This window comes from Streptomyces sp. NPDC017936 (assembly GCF_044328485.1).
Taxonomy (GTDB): Bacteria; Actinomycetota; Actinomycetes; order Streptomycetales; family Streptomycetaceae; genus Streptomyces.
Genome location: NZ_JBIRHK010000002.1, coordinates 108145 through 126550, shown reverse-complemented (window position 1 = coordinate 126550; position 18406 = coordinate 108145). Strand labels below are relative to the sequence as shown.

Below are 18406 nucleotides of genomic sequence, written 5' to 3'. Positions count from 1 at the left end.
TCCTGGACCGAAGGCCAGGAAGAAAAGGCGAATCCGGTGGGTATTCTTCCCCTCGATGCCGTACGAACCGACTTCGCTCGAAAGGCACTCGCCATGACCGCAGATCGCGATTTCGCCGCCGTCACGAAAGAGGCCCGCGCGGCCCTCGACGCCTTTCTCGACGGACTCAACAGCCACGATCTGGCGCAGTGGACCGCCACGCTGAATTTCCCCCAGATACGCGTGCACGAAGGCGCGGTGACGGTCTGGGACGACCCCGAGGAGTACATCCGCGCCTCGCAGGCCGAGCTGGAGGCGCTGCTGGCCTCCGGCTGGCGTCGCAGCGCCTGGGACGAGGTCGCGTTCCCGCAGGTCTCCGACGATCAGGTGCACGCCGCGGTGCGGTTCAGCCGCCTGGACGCCGAAGGGAGGCGGCTGGCCGTGTTCGACTCCGTTTATGTCGTGACCCGGCAGGACGGGAAATGGGGAGTGCTCGCCCGGATCGGATACGAAGTGAGCTGAGTTCACGGGAAACCCCGCGCACGGGAAAACCCGCGCACGGGAAAACCCGCAGCGGCGGAACGGACCGGGGGAATGTAACCCGTCCGCCACTGCGGGTGGCTCGTGTCACGCCGTCAGGAATGCGACGGCGGCATGACCTTCCGCAGGAAGTCCCCGATTCTCGCGGCCAGCACGTGCTCGCCCTCGGCCGTGGGATGCAGTCCGTCCGCGTAGACCCCGTCCGCCTCGGCGGCCGGGACCACCGTCAGGCCGTCCAGGGTGTGCAGGTTGCGGTCGCCGAGGCGCTCCAGGACCCGGACCGCCTCCGCCGTGCGCGTGCGGATCTGCGCCAGCGTCAGGCCGGCCGCGTTCTCGGTGTCCTCCCGTTCGGGCGAGGACAACGGGGTGACGACCACGATCGGCAGCTCGGGGTGGCCGTCGCGGACGGTCTCCACGAACCCGCACACGGCGGGCGTCCAGCTGCGCTCGGCGAACGTGCCCTTGTTGTGGACGTTGATCCCCAGCTCCAGCGAGATCAGGTCGGCGGGCAGCTCCCGGATCGTGCGCGCGACCACCGGGTCGAGGTGCGCCTGCCCGGAGAACCCCAGGTTGTGCAGCCGCCAGCCGCCCTCCCGGGCGACCAGCGCGCTCCACGTCTCGGACGGCCCGGCCGCGAACACGCTCTGCGTGAGCGAGCTGCCGTACGTCACCCAGCGCGGCCCGGTCCGCTCGGCGGGCGCCAGCACCGTGTGCCCCCGGAAGCCGACCTCGTCGACGAGCACGTACCCGAGGTTCGGCAGCCACACCTCGACGTCCCTCGGCTCCGCCTCCGGCCCGAGGGGCACGGAGAGTTCGCGGGTGCCCTCGACGGCGGCGCGCAGCGCCAGCTCCCCGTCCACCAGGACGTCGACCGGGGCGTCGCCGCCCTCGACGCCGATCCGCAGGACGAGTTCGCGGGCGTCGGTGCGCACCCCGCAGCGGATGCCGGCGGGCATCGCCGCGAGGCGGGTGAAATCGGGCGAGAGGGTGGTGGCGAGCCGCCGCCGGGAGATCCGGCGGGGCAGCCAGCCCCCGGGGAGGCGCTCCGACTCGGCGACCCCGTCCCAGGCGAGCCGGGGGTCGTCGGGCGGGAGCCACTCGGTCTCCCGCGCCCCGGCGACGGTCCGCACGCTCACACGCGCCCGCTCTCGACCCCGGCGGGCGCCTCCCCGGCGGGCGCCTCCCCGGCGGCCCCTTCGCCGCCGGTGTGCTGCGGAGCGCCGAGTCCGATCGCCGAGGCGAGGGCGCCGACCAGGGAGAAGACGCCGACCGCGACGAAGGCGTGGTGGTAGGCGCTGATCCCGGCGCCGCCCGCCGACCCGGCGAGGACGGCGGCGCCGACCGCGACGCCGAGGCCGCCGCCGAGCTGGACGGCCGACTGGATGAGCGAGGCCGCGAGACCCTGCTTGTCGTCGGCGACGCCGCTGACGCCCGCGATGTTGAAGCTGAGGAAGCTGGTGCCGTTGCCCAGGCCGTGGACGATGAGCGCGGGCAGCAGCACGGCCGGGTAGGAGGCGTCCTCGCCGGCGCGCAGGAAGAGGAAGATGCCGGCGCCCTGCAGGAGCAGGCCGATCACGGCGGGCACCCGCAGCCCGATCCTGGCGATCACCTTCGGCGCGATGTTGACGGCGACCAGGATGGACACGGCCATCGGGACGATCGCCATGCCGGCCTTCAGGGCGCTGTAGTCGAGCGCGTCCTGGAGGTAGAGCAGGGCGATGAACTGCCAGCCGATGGTGGCGCAGGCCCAGACGACGCCGACGACGTTCGCCGCGGACAGCGTGCGCGAGCGGAAGATCGCGAGGTCGACGAGCGGGTCGGTGCGCCGGTTCTGGATCACCACGAAGGCGATGAGCAGCAGGACCGACACCACCAGGCTGGCCACGGTGACCGCCGAGCCCCAGCCGACCTCGGGGGCCCGGGTCAGCGCGAGGACCAGCAGCAGGACACCGCCGGTCGCGGTGACCGCGCCGAGGGCGTCGAAGCCGGGCTTCCGGCCGTCGGCGCGCTCGTCGGGGGCGATGACGCTGCGCGCGGTCAGCAGGACGAGCGCGGCCACGACGAACGGGACGAAGAAGGTGAGCCGCCAGCTCAGCGAGGTCAGCAGCCCGGAGAAGACCAGACCGGCCGCGTAACCGCTGGCGCCGGTGAGGCCGAACATGCTCATCGCCCGGTTGCGCTCGGGGCCCTCCGGGAACGTGGTCGTGATGATCGACAGGGCGGCCGGCGCGATGAACGCGGCGGCGACGCCCTTGACGACGCGCGTGATGATGAGCAGCCAGCCGTCGGTGACCAGGCCGCCGACGAGGCTGACGGCCGCGAAGACGACCGTGGCCCAGAAGAACATCCGGCGTCGGCCGAAGAGGTCGGCGGCCCGGCCGCCCAGGAGCAGGAAGCCGCCGTACGCGACGGCGTAACCCGAGATGATCCACTGCAGCTGCTCGGCGTTGAGGCCCATGTCGTGCTGCATCTCGGGCAGGGCCACGCCCATCAGCGAGACGTCCATGGAGTCCAGGAAGAGCTGCGCGCACAGCACCAGCAGCACCAGGTTCTTGCGCGCGCCCGGTCCGGCGGGCGCCGTTAAGGCGTTCGACTGGCGATCCGACATCTACCCCTGCCATTTCGTCTTGCAGACATCAATCTGCACATCAACGATTGGGCCATGAAAGTAGCAGCGAAATAATCTGCCGTCAAACTATCTACCGACAGCACGGCCGGTGCCGCACCGGGGCGCTCCCTGCCCGGTGCGGCACCGGCCGTCGTCCGCTCCCCGCGACCCTCAGTCGGCCTGCCTGGTGCCCCAGGCCGTGAACACCGCGAGGGAGAGGTCGTGGAAGCCGGGATCGGCCAGCTCCCGGTAGGCGGCCTCGAAGTCCTCGTCCTCGGCGAGTCCTCCGGCGACCACCGCCTGCCGGGTCTGCTCCAGCGTCAGGCGCCACCACTCGGCCTCGTCGTCGCCGCCCGTGATGCGCTGGAAGCGGGCGTCGTAGCCGATGTCGCCGAGGCCCTTGCCGGCCAGCGGCACCGGCAGGTTGCGGGCCCACTCGGTGTCGGTGCCGACGGCGCTCTCCAGGTGACTGCGGAAGGCGCGCATGACCTTGCGGTACGCCGGGTGCGGGGAGTCCTTGATGGGGAAGAACGACGGCTCCTCCAGGAGGAGCACACCGCCCGGCTTGAGCCACCGGGCGAGCCTCGCCACGGCGCGTTCGGGGTCGGGCAGGTGGATCACGACGTACCGGGTGTGGATGAAGTCGAAGGAGCCGGGCGGGAAGTCGTCCTGGTAGACGTCGTGGCGCAGCACCCGCACGCCGATGTCGGTCAGTTCGTCGAGGTAGGTGGTGTCGAGGTCGGTGACGGTGACCTCGGCGCCCTGCTCGGCGAGCCAGCGGGCCACCGAGCCGCCCCCGCCGCCCACTTCGAGGACGCGGTGGCCGGGGGCGAGGCCGAGGCGGCGGAAGTTGCCGCGGGTGTGCTCGTCGAGGACGGACTCCAGGAGCCTCAGCCGCTCCCGCTCGGTGGACACGGCGTGACTGAACACGCCGTCGCGGTAACGCTCCTGGGTCCACTCCCAGCGCTCCTCGGGGGCGGCCGTGCCTGATGTCGCGGTCATCTGTGCGTTCTCCTCAGGGTCGCAGAGTTCAGACGAAGGCCAGCACCCGGGCGGGGCCGCCCGTGCCGCCGGAGTGCTTGGGGGCGCCCACGACGACCGTGGCGCCGAGGTCGGGAACGGTGTCCAGGTGGGCGAGGTTCTCGATGCCGTAGACCCCGGCGGGCAGCAGGACGCGGTGGGTGAAGGGGTCGGCGGGGCGGGTGCCGGGCTCCAGGCTGGGCGTGTCGATGCCGGCGCCGACCACGGACCGCTCCTCGACGAGGAAGTGCGCGGCCTCCACGGAGATGCCCGGGTAGCGGTAGTGGCCGTCCTTCTCGTCGTAGTTGAGGAAGGCGCCCGGGGTGTCGATGCGCTCGGACCAGCCGCTGTCGACGGCGAGCACCGCGCCGTCCGGGATCCGGCCGTGCCGGCTCTCCCAGCGCAGCAGGTCGTCGACGCTCAGCTCGGTGACGTTGTCCCGGGCCGCCCGCTCGCGGATCCGGACGACGGCGAGCGGGGCGACGAGCGCCTGCGCCGGGATCTGCTCGACGGTCAGGCCGTCGTCGTCGAAGTGGGCGGGGGCGTCGATGTGGGTGCCGATGTGTTCGTTGTAGGTGAGTTCGAAGGCGTTGTACTCGTGCTCGGCGAGGTTGGCGAGCCGCTTGATGCGCATGGGCTCGACGTAGAGGGAGAAGACCGGCCAGTCGGTGCCGAGGACGTGCGTGAGATCGCGGACGACCCCCTGGGGGACGTACGGGGCGGGCGCCCCGGCCGGGGCGGACCCCTCGGTGGGGGTCTGCTTCCCGGTGAAGCTCTGGGGCAGGCGCTCGGGCGGTTCGCCGGACGCCGCGCCGAGGATGGTTTCGGGACCACACATGACGGTTCGCTCCCTCAGTCGGCCAGGGCCTGGTTGACCAGCTGGCGCAGGCGGCTGTGCAGGGGGTGGGCGCTGGACGGCATCAGCTGGGTGAGGAAGACGGCGGTCAGCTCCGCCTCGGGGTCGACCCAGAAAACGGTCCCGGCCGCGCTGTGCCAGGCGTACTCGCCGGGGTTGGCGGGGACTCCGGCGGCTGCCGGGTCCTCGATCACGGCGAAGCCGAGGCCGAAGCCGACGCCGGCGGTCGGCATCTCGGAGAAGACGGGACGGCCCACGGTGTGCAGGTCCTTGCCACCGGGCAGGTGGTTGCGGCGCATGTGGCGCACGGTGCGCGGGCCGAGGACGCGCTGACCGTCGAGGACGCCCTCGCCGAGCAGCATCTGGGTGAAGCGGTGGTAGTCGGCGAGCGTGGTGACCAGTCCCGCGCTGCCGGAGAGGCAGGCGGGCGGGTGCAGCGCGCCCGCGCCGAGGTGGTCGGCGCGCACGGCCCGGCCGGTGGCGGGGTCGGCGGTGTAGAAGGCGGCCAGCCGGTCGGCCTTCTCCGGCGGGACGTGGAAGGCGGTGTCGGTCATGCCGAGGGGGTCGAGAATGCGCTCGGCGAAGAACGCGTCGAGGCTCCGGCCGGAGGCGACCTCGACGACCCGGCCCAGGACGTCGCTGGAGACGCCGTAGTTCCAGGCCGTGCCGGGCTCGAAGAGCAGCGGGAAGGACGCCCACCGCTCGCAGCACGCGGCGAGGTCGAGGCCGGGCGGGGTGGCCCACTCGAAGCCGTTCGCGGTGTAGATCTCGTCGACCGGGTGGGCCCGGTGGAAGCCGTAGGTCAGGCCCGAGGTGTGGGTGAGCAGGTGCTGGATGCGGATGGGGTTCGCGGCGGCCGTGGTGACCGGGCGGGCGGCGGGCCCGTGCTGGTAGACGCGGACGTCCTCGAAGGCGGGGATGTACTTGGCGACCGGGTCCTGGAGGCCGATCGTGCCGTCCTCGACCAGGGTCAGCGCGGCGACGGAGGTGACGGGCTTGGTCATGGACCAGGCGCGGTAGAGGGTGTCGCCCTCGCTGGGCAGGTCGTTCTCGATGTCGCGGCGGCCGTACTCCGCGAGGTGGGCCACCTTGCCGCGGCGGGTCACCGCGAGCTGCCAGCCGGGCAGCCGGCCGTCGTCGACGTAGGCGGCCAGGTAGCGGTCGAGCCGCCGTAACCGGTCGGCGTCCAGACCCACGTCCGCCGGGTCGACCTCGATCTTCAGCTCGGGCACCGTGCCTCCTGTGTGAGCGGTGACGTCGGGGAGCTTATTTCCATAGTTCGCTATCTACGGAACTATGGAACTTGTGGAACTATAGAAAGCGCTCGGGCGCGGGAACAAGGGCTTCCCCGGGCCGAGTTCCGAGAAGCAGGCCGTTTGTCGCCCGAGGAGTCCGAGACGTGCGCACGCTGAAGCACCCCGACCGCGCGGAGATCCAGCTCACGGACGTGTTCCACGCGCTGAGCGACCCGACGCGCCTGGCGATCGTGCGGGGGCTCGGCGACGAGCACGAGCAGTCGTGCAGCGGGCTGAACATCCCGATGGCCAAGTCGACGCTCTCCCACCACCTGAAGGTGCTGCGGGACGCGGGCGTGACCCGCACCCGGGTGGAGGGCACCCACCGCCTGATGTCGCTGCGCCGCGAGGACCTGGACGCCCGCTTCCCCGGCCTCCTGGAGATCGTCCTGCGCCCGGAGCCGCTCACCTGACGACACCCACCGCCACCGTGTTGCCCTCACGGACATATCCGTGGGGGTCGCGCAGGGGGTGACCGGACCCTTCGGGGTCGAGGAACACCTCCCACTCCTCGCCCCCGGCCATCCGGGCGATCCGTTCGCAGGCCCGGGTGTAGAAGTCCAGGACGGCGGGCGGCATGGGTGCGGAGTGCTCGATGAGCAGGGTCTGCCGCCGCACGTCGGTGAGCCCGGCCCGCTCCAGCCACCGGTCCAGCTCGGCGGTCCGCAGCAACTGGCGTGCGTAGCCGGGCTGTCGCCCCGCGTCCCGGAAGAAGTCCGGGAACAGGTACGGATCTCCGGGCCGTACGGCGATCAGCGCGGCGTCGAGGTCCTTGACGGCGACGACCCCGCCGGGCCGTACGACGCGGCGGAACTCGGCGAGGGCGCGCAGGAGCTGGTCGTCGTCGAGGTACTGCGTGGTGTTGGCGCACCAGACGGCGTCGAAGCTGTCGTCGGGGTGGTCGAGGCGCAGGATGTCCCCCTGCCGCACCTCCGCCGTGCCACCCGTCCGCGCGGCGGCCCGCTCGGCGTTCTCCGCCGCGAGGTCGACGCCGTGCACCCGGCCCTGCGGCCCGACCGCCTCGACGAGCCACGGCAGAAAGGCGCCGCTGCCGCAGCCCGCGTCGAGCACCCGCCATCCGGGCCGGATGCCGACCGAGTCGAGCGCGGCCCGGTAGGGCCCCGCGCACGCCTCGAAGTGGGCCTCGACGATGTCCTCCCGGGTGAAGGCGAGGCCGGTGGAGGCGGTGTAGCCCCAGGAGCGGTGGTCCACGGTCGCGTTCTCGGCGGTCATGGCCGTGCCCCTTCCTCCGCCAGTCCCGCCAGCAGGCGCGTCACCGTGGCGGGGTCCTCCAGCGGTGGCAGATGGCCGACTCCCGGCAGGACGACCAGCCGCCCCCGGGGCAGGGCGTCCGCCGCCGCCCGTGACTCCGCGAGGGACACCAGCTCGTCCTCCTCCCCCGCGACGACGAGTGCCGGGACGTCGGTCGTCCGCAGGACGTCGAGGCCGTCCCGGCGGTCGGCGACGGCTTCCTGGGCCCGGGCGACCGCCTCCGGATCGGCGGACTCGGCGGCCAGCAGCAACTCGCCCAGCAGGGCCGGGTTCCGGCTCCTGCTCGTCGCGCCGAGGAGGACCGGTGTCGTCGCCTCGACCAGTCGGTCACGGGCGGCGGGGTCGCGCATGGCCCCGGCGAAGGCCCGGCGGCGGGCGGCCGCCTCGGCGGTGTCGGCCTCGGCGCGGGTGGAGAGCAGCGCGAGGGCGCGGATCCGGCCGGGGTGGCGGCGCAGGAAGGCGAGCGCCGCGTATCCGCCCATCGAGCAGCCGGCGAGGACCACGCGGTCCAGGCCCTCCCGGTCCAGGGTCCTGGCGAGGTCGTCCGCGACGACGTCCAGGGAAGGCGCCGCCTCCCCCGACGGCCGGTCGCCGAAGCCGCGCTGGTCGACGGCCAGCACCCGGTGCCCGAGCGCTCCGAGGCCCTGGACCTGGGCCCGCCACATCGAGGAGTCCAGCGGCAGCGCGTGCAGCAGCACGAGCGCGGTCACCGTACGGCCCTCCGCCCGGCGGCGGCGACGAACTCGGCGAGTCCCGCGACCGGCGGCCCCCCGCGCAGCCAGGCCAGCGACACGGGCGCGGGCGGCAGGTCGGACACCGGTACGACCCGCACCTGCGGCGGCACGATCCCCTCCAGCGACAGGAACGACAGGTGCACGGCGTCCGACCCGGTCAGCGTCTCGGCGAGGGCGGCCATGGTCGTCATCTCCCGCACCCGGCGCAGCGCCGCCTTCCGGGGTGTGCGGGGCGGCACGACCTGGTCCCAGACGTACGCCGGGAAGTCGCCGGGGCGGCGGAACAGGTCGTACGGCACGAGGTCCTCGACGGAGAGCGTGTCCCGCCCGGCGAGGGGGTGCCCGGCCCGCAGCAGCACGGCCCGCGCGTCGGAGGCGACCGGCTCGCCCGCGACCACGTCCGGTTCCCGCAGCGCGAACTTGACCAGCATGACGTCGAGTTCACCGGCCCGCAGCGGCCGGAAGGGTTCCCGGACGTCGTACGGCACGTAGGTCACGCGCGCCGGGTCGAACCCGGAGGCGGCGACGATCCGTTCGGCCTGCGCGGCGGAGCCGTGAACTCCGATGCGCAGAGGAGTCAACGGTGTCGAGGGCATCAGGTCTCCTGGGTCAGTGCGGCGTAGGCCCGCAGGCGGTCCGGCCGGAGCCGGTCGGTGTCGACGCGCAGCGCGGCGTACGGCGCGGGCAGGGCCGTGAGGCGCGGTACGGAGCGCAGGGTGAGCCGGTCGCCGGGACCGAGGGTGCCGTCGATGACGGACTCGGCGAGGAGGTGGCCGAGGTGGACCAGCGCGTCGGCGAGGGTGAGGTGGGCAGTGGCCAGATAGAGGTCGCGGTGGACGGGTGCACGCTCCGGGCGGCCCTGCGCGGAGGGGAGTTCGACCGTCACCGGCTGCCAGGCCGTCAGGAGCCGGCGCCCGCTGAACGTCCTCAGCAGCCGTCGTAGCCCGGTGGTGGCTTCGTCCGGGTCGGGGCCCGCCCACGCGGCGGTGCCGTCGGCGGCGACGCGGGTGAAGGCGAAGCGTTCGCGCAGGTTGTCGGGGCGGCCCGCCAGGTAGAGGGTCCGGGTGAGGGAGCGGCGCCAGGCGTCGGCCCGCTCGGGGGTGAGGGAGAGCGCGAACGCGCAGGTCTCGCGCACCCAGGAGGGGAGCCGGACGTCCCGGACGACGACGACGGCCGCGACCCCCTCGGCGCGGACCCCCTCCTTCACCGAGTCCTCGACCGAGCGGGCGGAGCGGTCCGCGAGGTCGGGGCGGGCGGCTCTGAGGCGTTCGGTGGCGACGGTCAGCAGCAGTTCCGGGGAGAGGGTCATAGGTACACCGTGGTCAGCAGGTCGTGGTCGAGGGTGCGGCGGGCGCGGGCGAGGAGGGAGGAGGTGAGCCGGTAGGGGTCGACGTGGGTGTGGTCCCGTCGGTGCCGGCGCAGTTCCTCGCGGACCGCCTCGGCGCCGAGCCGGACGCCGTCCGCCCGGCGCAGCAGCCGTGCGGCGCGGTCCAGGCTCTTGTGGAGGAGGTCGGCGCGGAACGACTGGGCCCGTCCGGGGCCGAGGGCCGCGACGAAGTACAGCCGCACGCCCAGTCTCCGCACGTCGGGGTCGGCTCCCAGGGTCCGCAGGAGGGCGCCCGCCGTGTGCTCGTGCCAGCCGCCGTGCCGGGCGGAGCGGATCTCGCCGTCGATGGGGACGCGTCCCACCGGCACGCGGTGCACCCGCGGCCCGAGTCCGGCCAGCACCCGCTGCAGCAGGGCGTAGTCGGCGGCGAGTTCGGTGTCGTACAGCAGGACGACCTCGTCGTGCTCGGCCGCCAGCGGCAGCAGCTCCCGCAGTGCGCAGGCGAGGTAGTTGGGGTGTCCGTCCGGGGTGGTGATCTGCCGCAGGGGCAGCCCGTACCGGGTGGCGTCGAGGTAGACGGGCCCACCGCCGGACCGCTGGTCCAGCCCCATGCCGAGGCCGACGAGCCGTTCGGTCATCTCCTCGAACCCGAGCCGCGGGGGCTGATGGACGGTCAGTCCCGGGTCGTGCAGACCGAGCCGGGCGTAGTGCCCGGTCCACAGCTCCAGCACCCGCGCGCTCGCCGGATGCACCCACCCGTTGCGCTCGGCCTCCAGGGCGTACGGCCGAAGCGCGCCGGCGGGCGCGGGCGCGTCCTTGCGGAACAGGACGTACAGGTCGCCGATCTCCTCCTCGGAGAGCGCGCCGTACGGCAGGTCGCCCTGGGTGCGGTCGAGGAACTCCCAGAAGCCGAGGGTCTGTTCGGTGAGGTGGTAGGTGGTGGGGCTGTAGCGGTAGGTGACGTCGGCGAGCGCGCTGGTGGCCCGGTACATGACGTCGGTCCACAGCAGCCCCTTGAGGTGGCTGGGGGTCAGGGGTTTGGCGGGGGTGACGGTGACCGGTGCGAGCAGCACCCGGCGGGTCACGGCGCGTTCTCCGCCGCGACGGCCCGGACCAGTTCGTCCCGGGTGGGGGGCCGGGGCCCGCCGCGCGGGACGGGGGCGGCCCGGACGCGTTCGCGGAACACCTCGTCGTCGAAGACCTCGTGGACGCCGTCGAGACCCATGAGGACCCGGGTGAGGCCGCGCCACACGACCGGGTCGGTGCGGGCCGCCGTCCCGATCTCGGCCAGGGCCGGACGGCCGTCCGGGGCCGCCCACACGGGTGGCGGGCCGCCGGTGACGCGGGCCCGCCACAGGGCGGTGCGGTGGGCGTCCTCGCGGACGGAGTGCTCGTACCAGGGCCGGTGGATGCGGTCGGCGAGCCGCGCGGCGACCCGCGCGTCGTCCTCCCCGGTCCCGGCGAGGTGCCCGGCGAGCGCGAACGCGTGGCACAGGGCCAGCGACATGCCGCGTCCGTAGAGGGGGTTCGTCACGCAGGCGGCGTCGCCCACGGCGTACAGGCCCTCGACGGGGGCGGCCGGGCGCAGGCTGTTGGGCGGGAGGGTGATCGGGCGGACGGGGCTGATGGGACGTCCGGCGTCGGGATCGGTCCAGGCGGCGAGGTGGGGGGAGAGCCGGGCGGCGGCGGTGAAGGCGGCGGGGTCGCGCAGCGCGGCCGTGGCGCGGTCGCGGGCGGGGGCTCCGAGGGTGAGGGCGTAGGTGCCGTTGTCGGCGGGGTGGGCGACGGCCGCGTAGTGGTCCCAGATGCCGCCGGCCGCGTTGCCCCGGTTCAGCGGGCCGGGCAGGGCGCCGGGGGAGGTCAGCCGGTAGAAGCGGGTGAAGGCGCGGATCGCGGTGGGCGCGGTCGACTCGGCGGGCGGGACCGTCCCGGTGGCCGCCAGCCACGCGCGCGAGGCGGCCCGGCGGCCGGTGGCGTCGACGACGGCGTGCGCGGGGAGGTGCTCGCCGGCGCCGGTGACGACCCCGGTCACCCGGCGGGCCGTGGTCAGTGCGCGCACGGTCACGCGGTGGCGGATCTCGACGCCGGGCAGCGCACGGACCACGCCGCGCAGGGCGAGTTCGAACACCGGGCGGCGCACGGCGAGCGCCGTCAGCTCGGCGTCCTGCGGGAGGCGTTCGCCGCCGGGGAGGGTGTCGGCGAGGTCGAGGAGGCCCGCGCCCGCGTCGAGCGCGGCGGCCAGCACCTCGGGCGCGTGCTCGCGCAGGGCCCGTACGCCGAGCGAGGTCAGGAGGTGGGAGTGGCCGTGCTGCGCGACGCCGGGTCTGCGCCACTCCCGCGCGTCCTCCGGCGGCTCGGGCGTGCGCTCCAGCACCGTCACCCGGAAGCCGCGCCGGGCCAGGGCGAGCGCACAGGCGAGCCCCGCGACGCTGCCGCCGGCCACCACCACGGGCCGGGTCACCGGCGCCTGCCGTGCACGAAGAACACCCGCCGCACGTTCTGCACCGACCGCTCCGGCACCGGGTCGGGCCAGCGCCCGAAGTCGGCGCCGTCCTCGCCGGGCTGGACCGCGCGCACGTCGAAGCCGTGGCGCGTGAACAGCTCCTCGGGCTCGTCGCTGCCGAACAGCCAGGGGCAGCCCCAGCCCGCGAACACGTCGAGCAGCGGCCGCATGTGGGGCAGCGTCAGGGCGGCGGCGTTGACGAGGTCGGCGGCGATCCGGCTGCCGGGCGCGCAGCAGGCGGCGACCCGCTGGAGCATGCGCCGGGCGTCCGGCTCGGGGATGTAGTAGAGCAGCCCCTCCAGCAGCCACACGGACGGGGCCTTCGGGTCGTAACCGCTGTCGGTCAGCCGGTCCTCCCAGTCGGGGGCGGTGAGGTCGACGGCGACGGTGACGTGGTCGACGGTGGGGACGGCGCCGGCGAGGCGCTGCTCCTTGAACGCGAGCACGGCGGGCCGGTCGACCTCGAAGTACCGCAGTCCTTCGGGCCAGTCGAGCCGGTAGGCGCGGGAGTCCATGCCGGCGGGCGCGACGACCAGCTGGGTCGCCCCGTCCTCGCGGACGGCCCGCTGGAGGAGGTCGTCGAAGAACCGGGTGCGGATCGCGTTGTAGTCGGGCGTGCTGGGGATCGAGCGGGGCCGGTCCGCCGGGAAGGTCGCGGCGCGGATCTCGGCGAGCAGCCGGGGCCCGGCGTCGCCGACCAGGGCCGCCGCGTAGGGGTCGGCGTAGAGCCGGTCCTCGCGGCGGGTCTCGGCGGCGCGCAGGGCCGCGGTGAGCAGGGCCGTCTTCTCCACGGGGTCGGCGGGTTCCAGGACGTGCGTCACGTTCCTTCTCCTCGCAGTGCGTCGGACGCGGCGGTCAGTCGCCGCCACTGGCTCTCGTCCGGCCGGAACAGCCGGTCCTTCACCTGGGTGGGCCGCACCCCGGCGGCCACCCGCTCCTGCCACTCGTACCGGAAGCTGTCCGGGTGCAGCAGCCGTACGCCGGGTGCGCCGAGCCGTGCCTCCCGCCGGGCCTTCGCGTAGCCGGGGGACTCCCGGCCCAGTCCGGCGTCGAGCAGCGTGGCGAAGCGGGCGGGGGCGCCGGGGGGCCAGGGGGTCTCGGGTGCGACGGCGAAGACGTAGCGGGGCGGGGCGCCGGGGGAAGACCCCCCGGTGGAAGGCCCCTCGTGGGCGGGCCTGTCACGGGCGGACTCGTACCGGGAAAGCCCGCCGCCGTGGCGGGGAGTCGTCTCCGCCGCCCCGGCGCCCGCCTCCTCCACCCTGCACGACACGTTGCGCAGCTCCACCCCCGCCCCCGTCAGCGCCTCCCGCACCGCCCGGACGACCTGTGCCTCCCGCAGCCGCTCCCCCGCCGCGTCCGAGCGCCCGGCCCGGCCCGCGTACATCAGCCGGGGCACGCCCCCGACCCGGTCCACGACCCGGACGACGTCGCCGACCGCGTACCGGTACAGCCCGCCGACGTGGCTGAACACGACGTGGTAGTCACGCCCCTCCTCGACGGCCTGCGGCAGCAGCGTCTCCGTCCCGGGCCCGAGGTCCTCGTCCGCGTCGGCGAACTCGTACACGCAGGCCGAGGGGACGATGCTCCCGGCCGTGGGATGCCGGTCGAGCGGCACCGCGACGGGTCCCTCCGACGCGGCGACCGGCGCGGGCAGCGCGACCACGTCCGTCCCGAACGTCCGCCGCAGCGCGGGCAGATACAGCGAGGCCACCCCGGTCGTCCACCCGAACAGCGCGCGCACCCGGGGCCAGACCCGGGCCGGGCTCACCTCGTCCAGCGACTCCAGCCGGGCGGCGAGCGCGGCGTCGGGGGCGCCGTACGGGACCCCGCCCAGGGTGCCGTCGCGGATCTCCTTGACGATGCGCGGCCACCACAGCCGCAGCTGGTACGGCAGGGCCGCGAACATCGCCGGGTTGATGCCGATCAGCCCCCGCACGTCGCTCTGCACGGCCAGCCGCAGCCGCAGGTACGTCTTCTCCAGGTGGTCGTCGGGCGCCACGTCCACCGGCAGGGCCGCCCAGGGCGCGGCCGTGCCCAGCTCGGCGGCGAGCGGTTCACCGAACGCCGTGCCGAAGTCGACCTGGCTGGCGCCGACATGGGGACGGCCGTCGGCGGTGGTCGGCGGCGCGGACAGGGGGTCGTGCTTGAGGTTCAGCACGGCGTCCGCCCGCCCGGTCAGCTCCGGGAACGCGCCGATCAGGGGCGCCCAGGCCGCGTAGTAGAAGGGGAAGAACACCGTCCTCATGAACCGCCGGGTGACCGGGATCTTCTTGTGCGCGCCGGTGCTCCCGCTGCTGGTGAAGTAGACGACCGGCGCGTCGGCGGTGAGCACGCCCTCCTCCCCCGCCGCCGTCCGCTCGATGTACGGCGCGTGCGCCGCGTAGTCCTGCACGGGCACGGCGGCCCGCAGGTCCTCGAGGGTGCGGATCGAGCCGAACCCGTGCCGCCGGCCGAACTCGGTGTCCCGGTTGAACTCCACCATGTCCGCCAGCACGGCCGTCTGCCGCCCCGCCAGGTCGGCCAGCTCGCCGCTCAGCCGCGCCCGCTCGGCGAAGACCCGGCTGCGGTAGCGCTCGGCGTGTCCCTCCTCGCCCCAGCTCATGCGGCGAGCGCCTTCCGTACGGCCGCCGCCGTCGCGGCGGCCCCCGAACGCTCCTCGACCACCGTGACCGGCAGCCCTCCGACCTCTTCCAGCATCAGCTTGCGCAGGTTCTTCTGGTAGTCCTCGAAGCCGAACCACTCGGGCCTCGGCCCGAAGTGCTCCAGCGGGTTGAGCCGTGCCCCTTCCCCCGACCGCCGCCAGGCCGTCTCCGGCGACACCTCCAGGTAGATCACGCCGCGTGGCTGCGGGAAGGACCGCCACCACGCGTACAGCGGGTGCGCGGCGAGCCCGGCGAGCCGGCACTTCGCGAGGATCTTGTAGTAGTACGAGTCCATCAGCACCGGCGTCCCCGGCTCCTGCCGCTCCAGCTGGTCCCGCAGGTGCACGACCGCCGCCCCCAGCAGCTGCGCGAGGAAGTCGGCGGAGTACGCCCGCCCCAGCTCCGGCAGCACCTCCCCGACGACGTCCCGGCGCAGCCGGGTGATCAGCCCGTGGGCCCCGGCCACCAGGTCGTCGTCCGTCGACAGCGTCCGCCAGCCGGGCAGCGCCCGCGCCAGCTCCGCCATCACGGAGGACTTCCCGGCCCCGTCCGGCCCGAGCAGGACATAGAACCGACGGTCTCTCATATCCTCGACTCCAGTGCGTAGGACACCTCTTGGGCGATCTCTTCGGGGGTGCGGCCATCGGTGTGGACGGTGATCGAGGCGACCTCCTCGTACAGGTGGCGGCGCGCCTCCATCAGCTCGCGCCAGCGCCTGCCGGGGTCGGCGGCGAGCAGCGGTCTGGACCGGTCGAGCCCGGCCCGCCGGGCCGCCTCCTCGGCGCCCATCGCGAGGCAGACCACCGGGTGCGCGGCGAGCAGGGCGCGGGTGCCGGCGTCGAGGACCGCGCCGCCGCCGAGCGCGAGGACACCCCGGTGTCCGGCGAGCGCGCTGCGCACCGCGCACGTCTCGGCCACGCGGAACGCGGACTCGCCGTCCGCCGTGAAGATCTCCGGGATGCTGCGGCCGTCCGCGGCGACGACGTCGTCGTCCGTGTCCCGGTACGCCACCCCCCACCACGCGGCCAGCAGCCGGCCCACGGTGGACTTCCCGACGCCCGTCGGCCCGACCAGCACGACCCTCGGCCCGTTCACCGGACGACCCGATTCTCCAGGTACGAGCGGACGTTGCGGCGGGTCTCCGGGACGCTGTCCCCGCCGAACTTCTCGGCGACCGCGTCCGCGAGGACGAGCGCGACCATCGCCTCCGCGACGATCCCGGCCGCCGGGACGGCGCACACGTCGGAGCGCTGGTGGTGGGCCCGGGCGGCCTCGCCGGTCGTCACGTCCACGGTCCTCAGGGCGCGGGGGACGGTCGCGATGGGTTTCATCGCCGCGCGGACACGCAGCAGCTCCCCGGTGGACAGGCCGCCTTCGGTGCCACCCGCGCGTCCGCTCGCACGGCTCAGGGACGGCAGGATCTCGTCGTGGGCCCGGGAGCCGGGGACGCGGGCGAGGTCGAACCCGTCGCCCACCTCCACGCCCTTGATCGCCTGGATGCTCATCAGCGCGGCGGCGAGACGGGCGTCGAGGCGGCGGTCCCAGTGCACGTGGGAGCCGAGGCCCACCGGCACGCCGTACGCCAGGACCTCGACCACGCCGCCGAGGGTGTCGCCGTCCTTGTGGGCCCGGTCGATCTCCGCGACCATCGTCTTCGACGCGTCCGCGTCCAGGCAGCGCACCGGGTCCGCGTCCAGCGCCTCCACGTCCTGCGGCGTCGGGCGCGTTCCGCGGGGCGCCTTCGCGGACGCCAGTTCCACGACGTGGCTGACCACGTCGATCCCGGCGGTCTCCTTCAGGTACGACCGGGCGACCGCGCCGAGCGCCACCCGGGCGGCGGTCTCCCGGGCCGACGCCCGCTCCAGCACCGGCCGTGCCTCGTCGAACCCGTACTTCTGCATCCCCGCGAGGTCCGCGTGCCCGGGACGCGGGCGGGTCAACGGCGCACTGCGCGCGGAGGCTTCGGCCTCGACCGGGTCGGCCGACATCACCTGCTCCCACTTCGGCCACTCGGTGTTGGCGACCATCACCACGACCGGGGAGCCGAGGGTGAGCCCGTGCCGGACCCCGCCCAGGAACGTGACCTCGTCCCGCTCGAACCGCATCCGCGCGCCCCGGCCGTACCCCAGCCGCCGCCGCGCCAGATGGCCGGTGACGGCCTCCGTCGTGATCGGCACCCCCGCGGGCAGTCCCTCCAGGGTCGCGACGAGGGCCGGACCGTGCGACTCCCCCGCCGTCAGCCAGCGCAGCCTGCTCATCGGAGGCCTCCTTCCTGAGTGCGGTACAACTCGGCCACCAGGAAGGCGAGGTCGAGGGACTGGCTGTGGTTGAGGCGGGGATCGCAGGCCGTCTCGTAGCGCTGGTGGAGGTGGTCGACGAGGATCTCGTCGCCGCCGCCCACGCACTCGGTGACGTCGTCACCGGTGAGCTCGACGTGGATGCCGCCCGGGTGGGTGCCGAGGGCCTTGTGGACCTCGAAGAAGCCCTTGACCTCGTCGAGCACGTCGTCGAAGCGGCGGGTCTTGTGACCGGAGGCGGCCTCGAAGGTGTTGCCGTGCATCGGGTCCGTCACCCACGCCACCACCGCACCCGACGCGGTGACCTTCTCGACCAGCTCGGGCAGCTTGTCCCGCACCTTGTCGGCGCCCATGCGGACGATGAAGGTCAGCCGGCCCGGCTCCCGGTCGGGGTCGAGGCGCTCGACGTACCGGAGCGCCTCCTCGGCCGTGGCCGCCGGGCCGAGCTTGACGCCGACCGGGTTGCGGATCTTCGACGCGAACTCGATGTGCGCGTGGTCCAGCTGCCGCGTGCGCTCGCCGATCCACACCATGTGCCCCGACACGTCGTACAGCTGCCCGGTGCGCGAGTCGACACGGGTGAGCGCCGACTCGTAGTCGAGCAGCAGCGCCTCGTGCGAGGAGTAGAACTCGACCGTCTTGAACTCCTCCGGGTCCGTCCCGCACGCCCGCATGAAGTTCAGCGCGTTGTCGATCTCGCGGGCGAGCTGCTCGTAGCGCTGGCCGGACGGGGACGACTTCACGAAGTCCTGGTTCCAGGCGTGCACCTGGCGCAGGCCCGCGTAGCCGCCCGTGGTGAACGCCCGCACCAGGTTCAGCGTCGACGCCGAGGCGTGGTACATGCGCTTCAGCCGCTCCGGGTCCGGCACCCGCGCCGCCTCGGTGAAGTCGAAGCCGTTGACCCCGTCCCCCCTGTACGTCGGCAGCGTCACCCCGTCGCGGGTCTCGGTCGGCTTCGACCGCGGCTTGGAGTACTGCCCCGCGATCCGTCCCACCTTCACCACCGGCACCGACGCCGCGTACGTCAGCACCGCGCCCATCTGCAGCAGCGTCTTCAGCTTCGCCCGGATCTGCTCCGCGCCCACGGCGTCGAACGCCTCCGCGCAGTCACCGCCCTGAAGGAGGAACGCCTCCCCCTTCGCCACGGCCGCCAGACGGGCACGCAACTGATCGCACTCGCCGGCGAACACCAGCGGCGGATACGACTCCAGCTCCTCGACGACCTTGCGCACGGCCTCGGTGTCCGGGTAATCCGGCTGCTGCGCCGCGGGCAGGTCACGCCAGGCCGGCCGGTCGGGCGCCTGGTCCGGTGGGTGGGCAAACATGGCGGGGT

At 74.0% G+C, this 18406-nt stretch carries 19 protein-coding genes; 2 read left to right on the top strand and 17 right to left on the bottom strand.

Annotation, left to right across the window (positions count from 1 at the left end; genetic code table 11):
* The first annotated feature begins 93 nt into the window (after positions 1–93).
* Positions 94–501, top strand: coding sequence for a hypothetical protein (locus ACH4F6_RS04150; RefSeq protein ID WP_397958325.1), 408 nt, complete (start codon positions 94–96; stop codon positions 499–501).
* A 113-nt stretch (positions 502–614) separates the two neighbouring features.
* On the opposite strand, the gene ACH4F6_RS04145 is transcribed toward ACH4F6_RS04150, so the two are convergent.
* From ACH4F6_RS04145 to ACH4F6_RS04125, 5 genes are all read right to left on the bottom strand, one after another.
* Complete coding sequence (locus ACH4F6_RS04145) at positions 615–1655, bottom strand: GDSL-type esterase/lipase family protein (RefSeq protein WP_397958324.1); 1041 nt, start codon at positions 1653–1655, stop codon at positions 615–617.
* Positions 1652–3127 (bottom strand): MFS transporter, encoded by a 1476-nt coding sequence (locus tag ACH4F6_RS04140; protein WP_397958323.1) that lies wholly within the window; start codon positions 3125–3127, stop codon positions 1652–1654. The genes ACH4F6_RS04145 and ACH4F6_RS04140 overlap by 4 nt, the downstream gene beginning before the upstream one ends.
* 171 nt (positions 3128–3298) lie before the next feature.
* Positions 3299–4129: a class I SAM-dependent methyltransferase gene (locus ACH4F6_RS04135; RefSeq protein ID WP_397958322.1), complete on the bottom strand. Its 831-nt coding sequence runs from the start codon at positions 4127–4129 to the stop codon at positions 3299–3301.
* 28 nt (positions 4130–4157) lie between these two features.
* Complete coding sequence (locus ACH4F6_RS04130; RefSeq protein ID WP_397958321.1) at positions 4158–4985, bottom strand: cyclase family protein; 828 nt, start codon at positions 4983–4985, stop codon at positions 4158–4160.
* Positions 4986–4999: 14 nt separating this feature from the next.
* Complete coding sequence (locus tag ACH4F6_RS04125) at positions 5000–6235, bottom strand: serine hydrolase domain-containing protein (RefSeq protein ID WP_397958320.1); 1236 nt, start codon at positions 6233–6235, stop codon at positions 5000–5002.
* A 167-nt stretch (positions 6236–6402) separates the two neighbouring features.
* On the opposite strand from ACH4F6_RS04125, the gene ACH4F6_RS04120 reads away from it, so the two are divergent.
* Positions 6403–6711 carry an ArsR/SmtB family transcription factor gene (locus ACH4F6_RS04120; protein ID WP_397958319.1) on the top strand — a complete coding sequence of 103 codons (309 nt, stop codon included), beginning with the start codon at positions 6403–6405 and terminating at the stop codon, positions 6709–6711.
* Here ACH4F6_RS04120 and ACH4F6_RS04115 read toward each other — a convergent pair.
* Genes ACH4F6_RS04115 through ACH4F6_RS04060 form a run of 12 tightly spaced genes read right to left on the bottom strand, consistent with a single transcriptional unit; the run spans position 6704 to position 18398 of the window.
* Complete coding sequence (locus tag ACH4F6_RS04115; RefSeq protein WP_397958318.1) at positions 6704–7531, bottom strand: class I SAM-dependent methyltransferase; 828 nt, start codon at positions 7529–7531, stop codon at positions 6704–6706. The genes ACH4F6_RS04120 and ACH4F6_RS04115 overlap by 8 nt on opposite strands.
* Positions 7528–8280 carry an alpha/beta fold hydrolase gene (locus tag ACH4F6_RS04110; protein WP_397958317.1) on the bottom strand — a complete coding sequence of 251 codons (753 nt, stop codon included), beginning with the start codon at positions 8278–8280 and terminating at the stop codon, positions 7528–7530. The genes ACH4F6_RS04115 and ACH4F6_RS04110 overlap by 4 nt, the downstream gene beginning before the upstream one ends.
* Positions 8277–8900: a LysR substrate-binding domain-containing protein gene (locus ACH4F6_RS04105; protein ID WP_397958316.1), complete on the bottom strand. Its 624-nt coding sequence runs from the start codon at positions 8898–8900 to the stop codon at positions 8277–8279. The genes ACH4F6_RS04110 and ACH4F6_RS04105 overlap by 4 nt, the downstream gene beginning before the upstream one ends.
* Complete coding sequence (locus tag ACH4F6_RS04100; protein ID WP_397958315.1) at positions 8900–9613, bottom strand: DUF6182 family protein; 714 nt, start codon at positions 9611–9613, stop codon at positions 8900–8902. The genes ACH4F6_RS04105 and ACH4F6_RS04100 overlap by 1 nt, the downstream gene beginning before the upstream one ends.
* Positions 9610–10716: a hypothetical protein gene (locus tag ACH4F6_RS04095; RefSeq protein WP_397958314.1), complete on the bottom strand. Its 1107-nt coding sequence runs from the start codon at positions 10714–10716 to the stop codon at positions 9610–9612. Before ACH4F6_RS04095 ends, ACH4F6_RS04100 begins: the two co-directional genes overlap by 4 nt.
* A complete protein-coding gene (locus tag ACH4F6_RS04090; protein ID WP_397958313.1) occupies positions 10713–12092 on the bottom strand; it encodes an NAD(P)/FAD-dependent oxidoreductase in 1380 nt (459 codons plus the stop codon). Before ACH4F6_RS04090 ends, ACH4F6_RS04095 begins: the two co-directional genes overlap by 4 nt.
* Positions 12089–12955 (bottom strand): class I SAM-dependent methyltransferase, encoded by an 867-nt coding sequence (locus ACH4F6_RS04085; RefSeq protein WP_397958312.1) that lies wholly within the window; start codon positions 12953–12955, stop codon positions 12089–12091. Before ACH4F6_RS04085 ends, ACH4F6_RS04090 begins: the two co-directional genes overlap by 4 nt.
* Positions 12952–14736, bottom strand: coding sequence for a GH3 auxin-responsive promoter family protein (locus ACH4F6_RS04080; protein WP_397958311.1), 1785 nt, complete (start codon positions 14734–14736; stop codon positions 12952–12954). The genes ACH4F6_RS04085 and ACH4F6_RS04080 overlap by 4 nt, the downstream gene beginning before the upstream one ends.
* Positions 14733–15362, bottom strand: coding sequence for a hypothetical protein (locus ACH4F6_RS04075; RefSeq protein WP_397958310.1), 630 nt, complete (start codon positions 15360–15362; stop codon positions 14733–14735). Before ACH4F6_RS04075 ends, ACH4F6_RS04080 begins: the two co-directional genes overlap by 4 nt.
* A complete protein-coding gene (locus ACH4F6_RS04070) occupies positions 15359–15871 on the bottom strand; it encodes a shikimate kinase (RefSeq protein ID WP_397958309.1) in 513 nt (170 codons plus the stop codon). Before ACH4F6_RS04070 ends, ACH4F6_RS04075 begins: the two co-directional genes overlap by 4 nt.
* Positions 15868–17034 (bottom strand): chorismate synthase, encoded by a 1167-nt coding sequence (gene aroC, locus ACH4F6_RS04065; RefSeq protein WP_397958308.1) that lies wholly within the window; start codon positions 17032–17034, stop codon positions 15868–15870. Before aroC ends, ACH4F6_RS04070 begins: the two co-directional genes overlap by 4 nt.
* Positions 17031–18398, bottom strand: a complete 1368-nt coding sequence (locus ACH4F6_RS04060) for a class II 3-deoxy-7-phosphoheptulonate synthase (RefSeq protein WP_397958307.1) — start codon at positions 18396–18398, stop codon at positions 17031–17033. Before ACH4F6_RS04060 ends, aroC begins: the two co-directional genes overlap by 4 nt.
* Between the last annotated feature and the right edge of the window lie 8 nt (positions 18399–18406).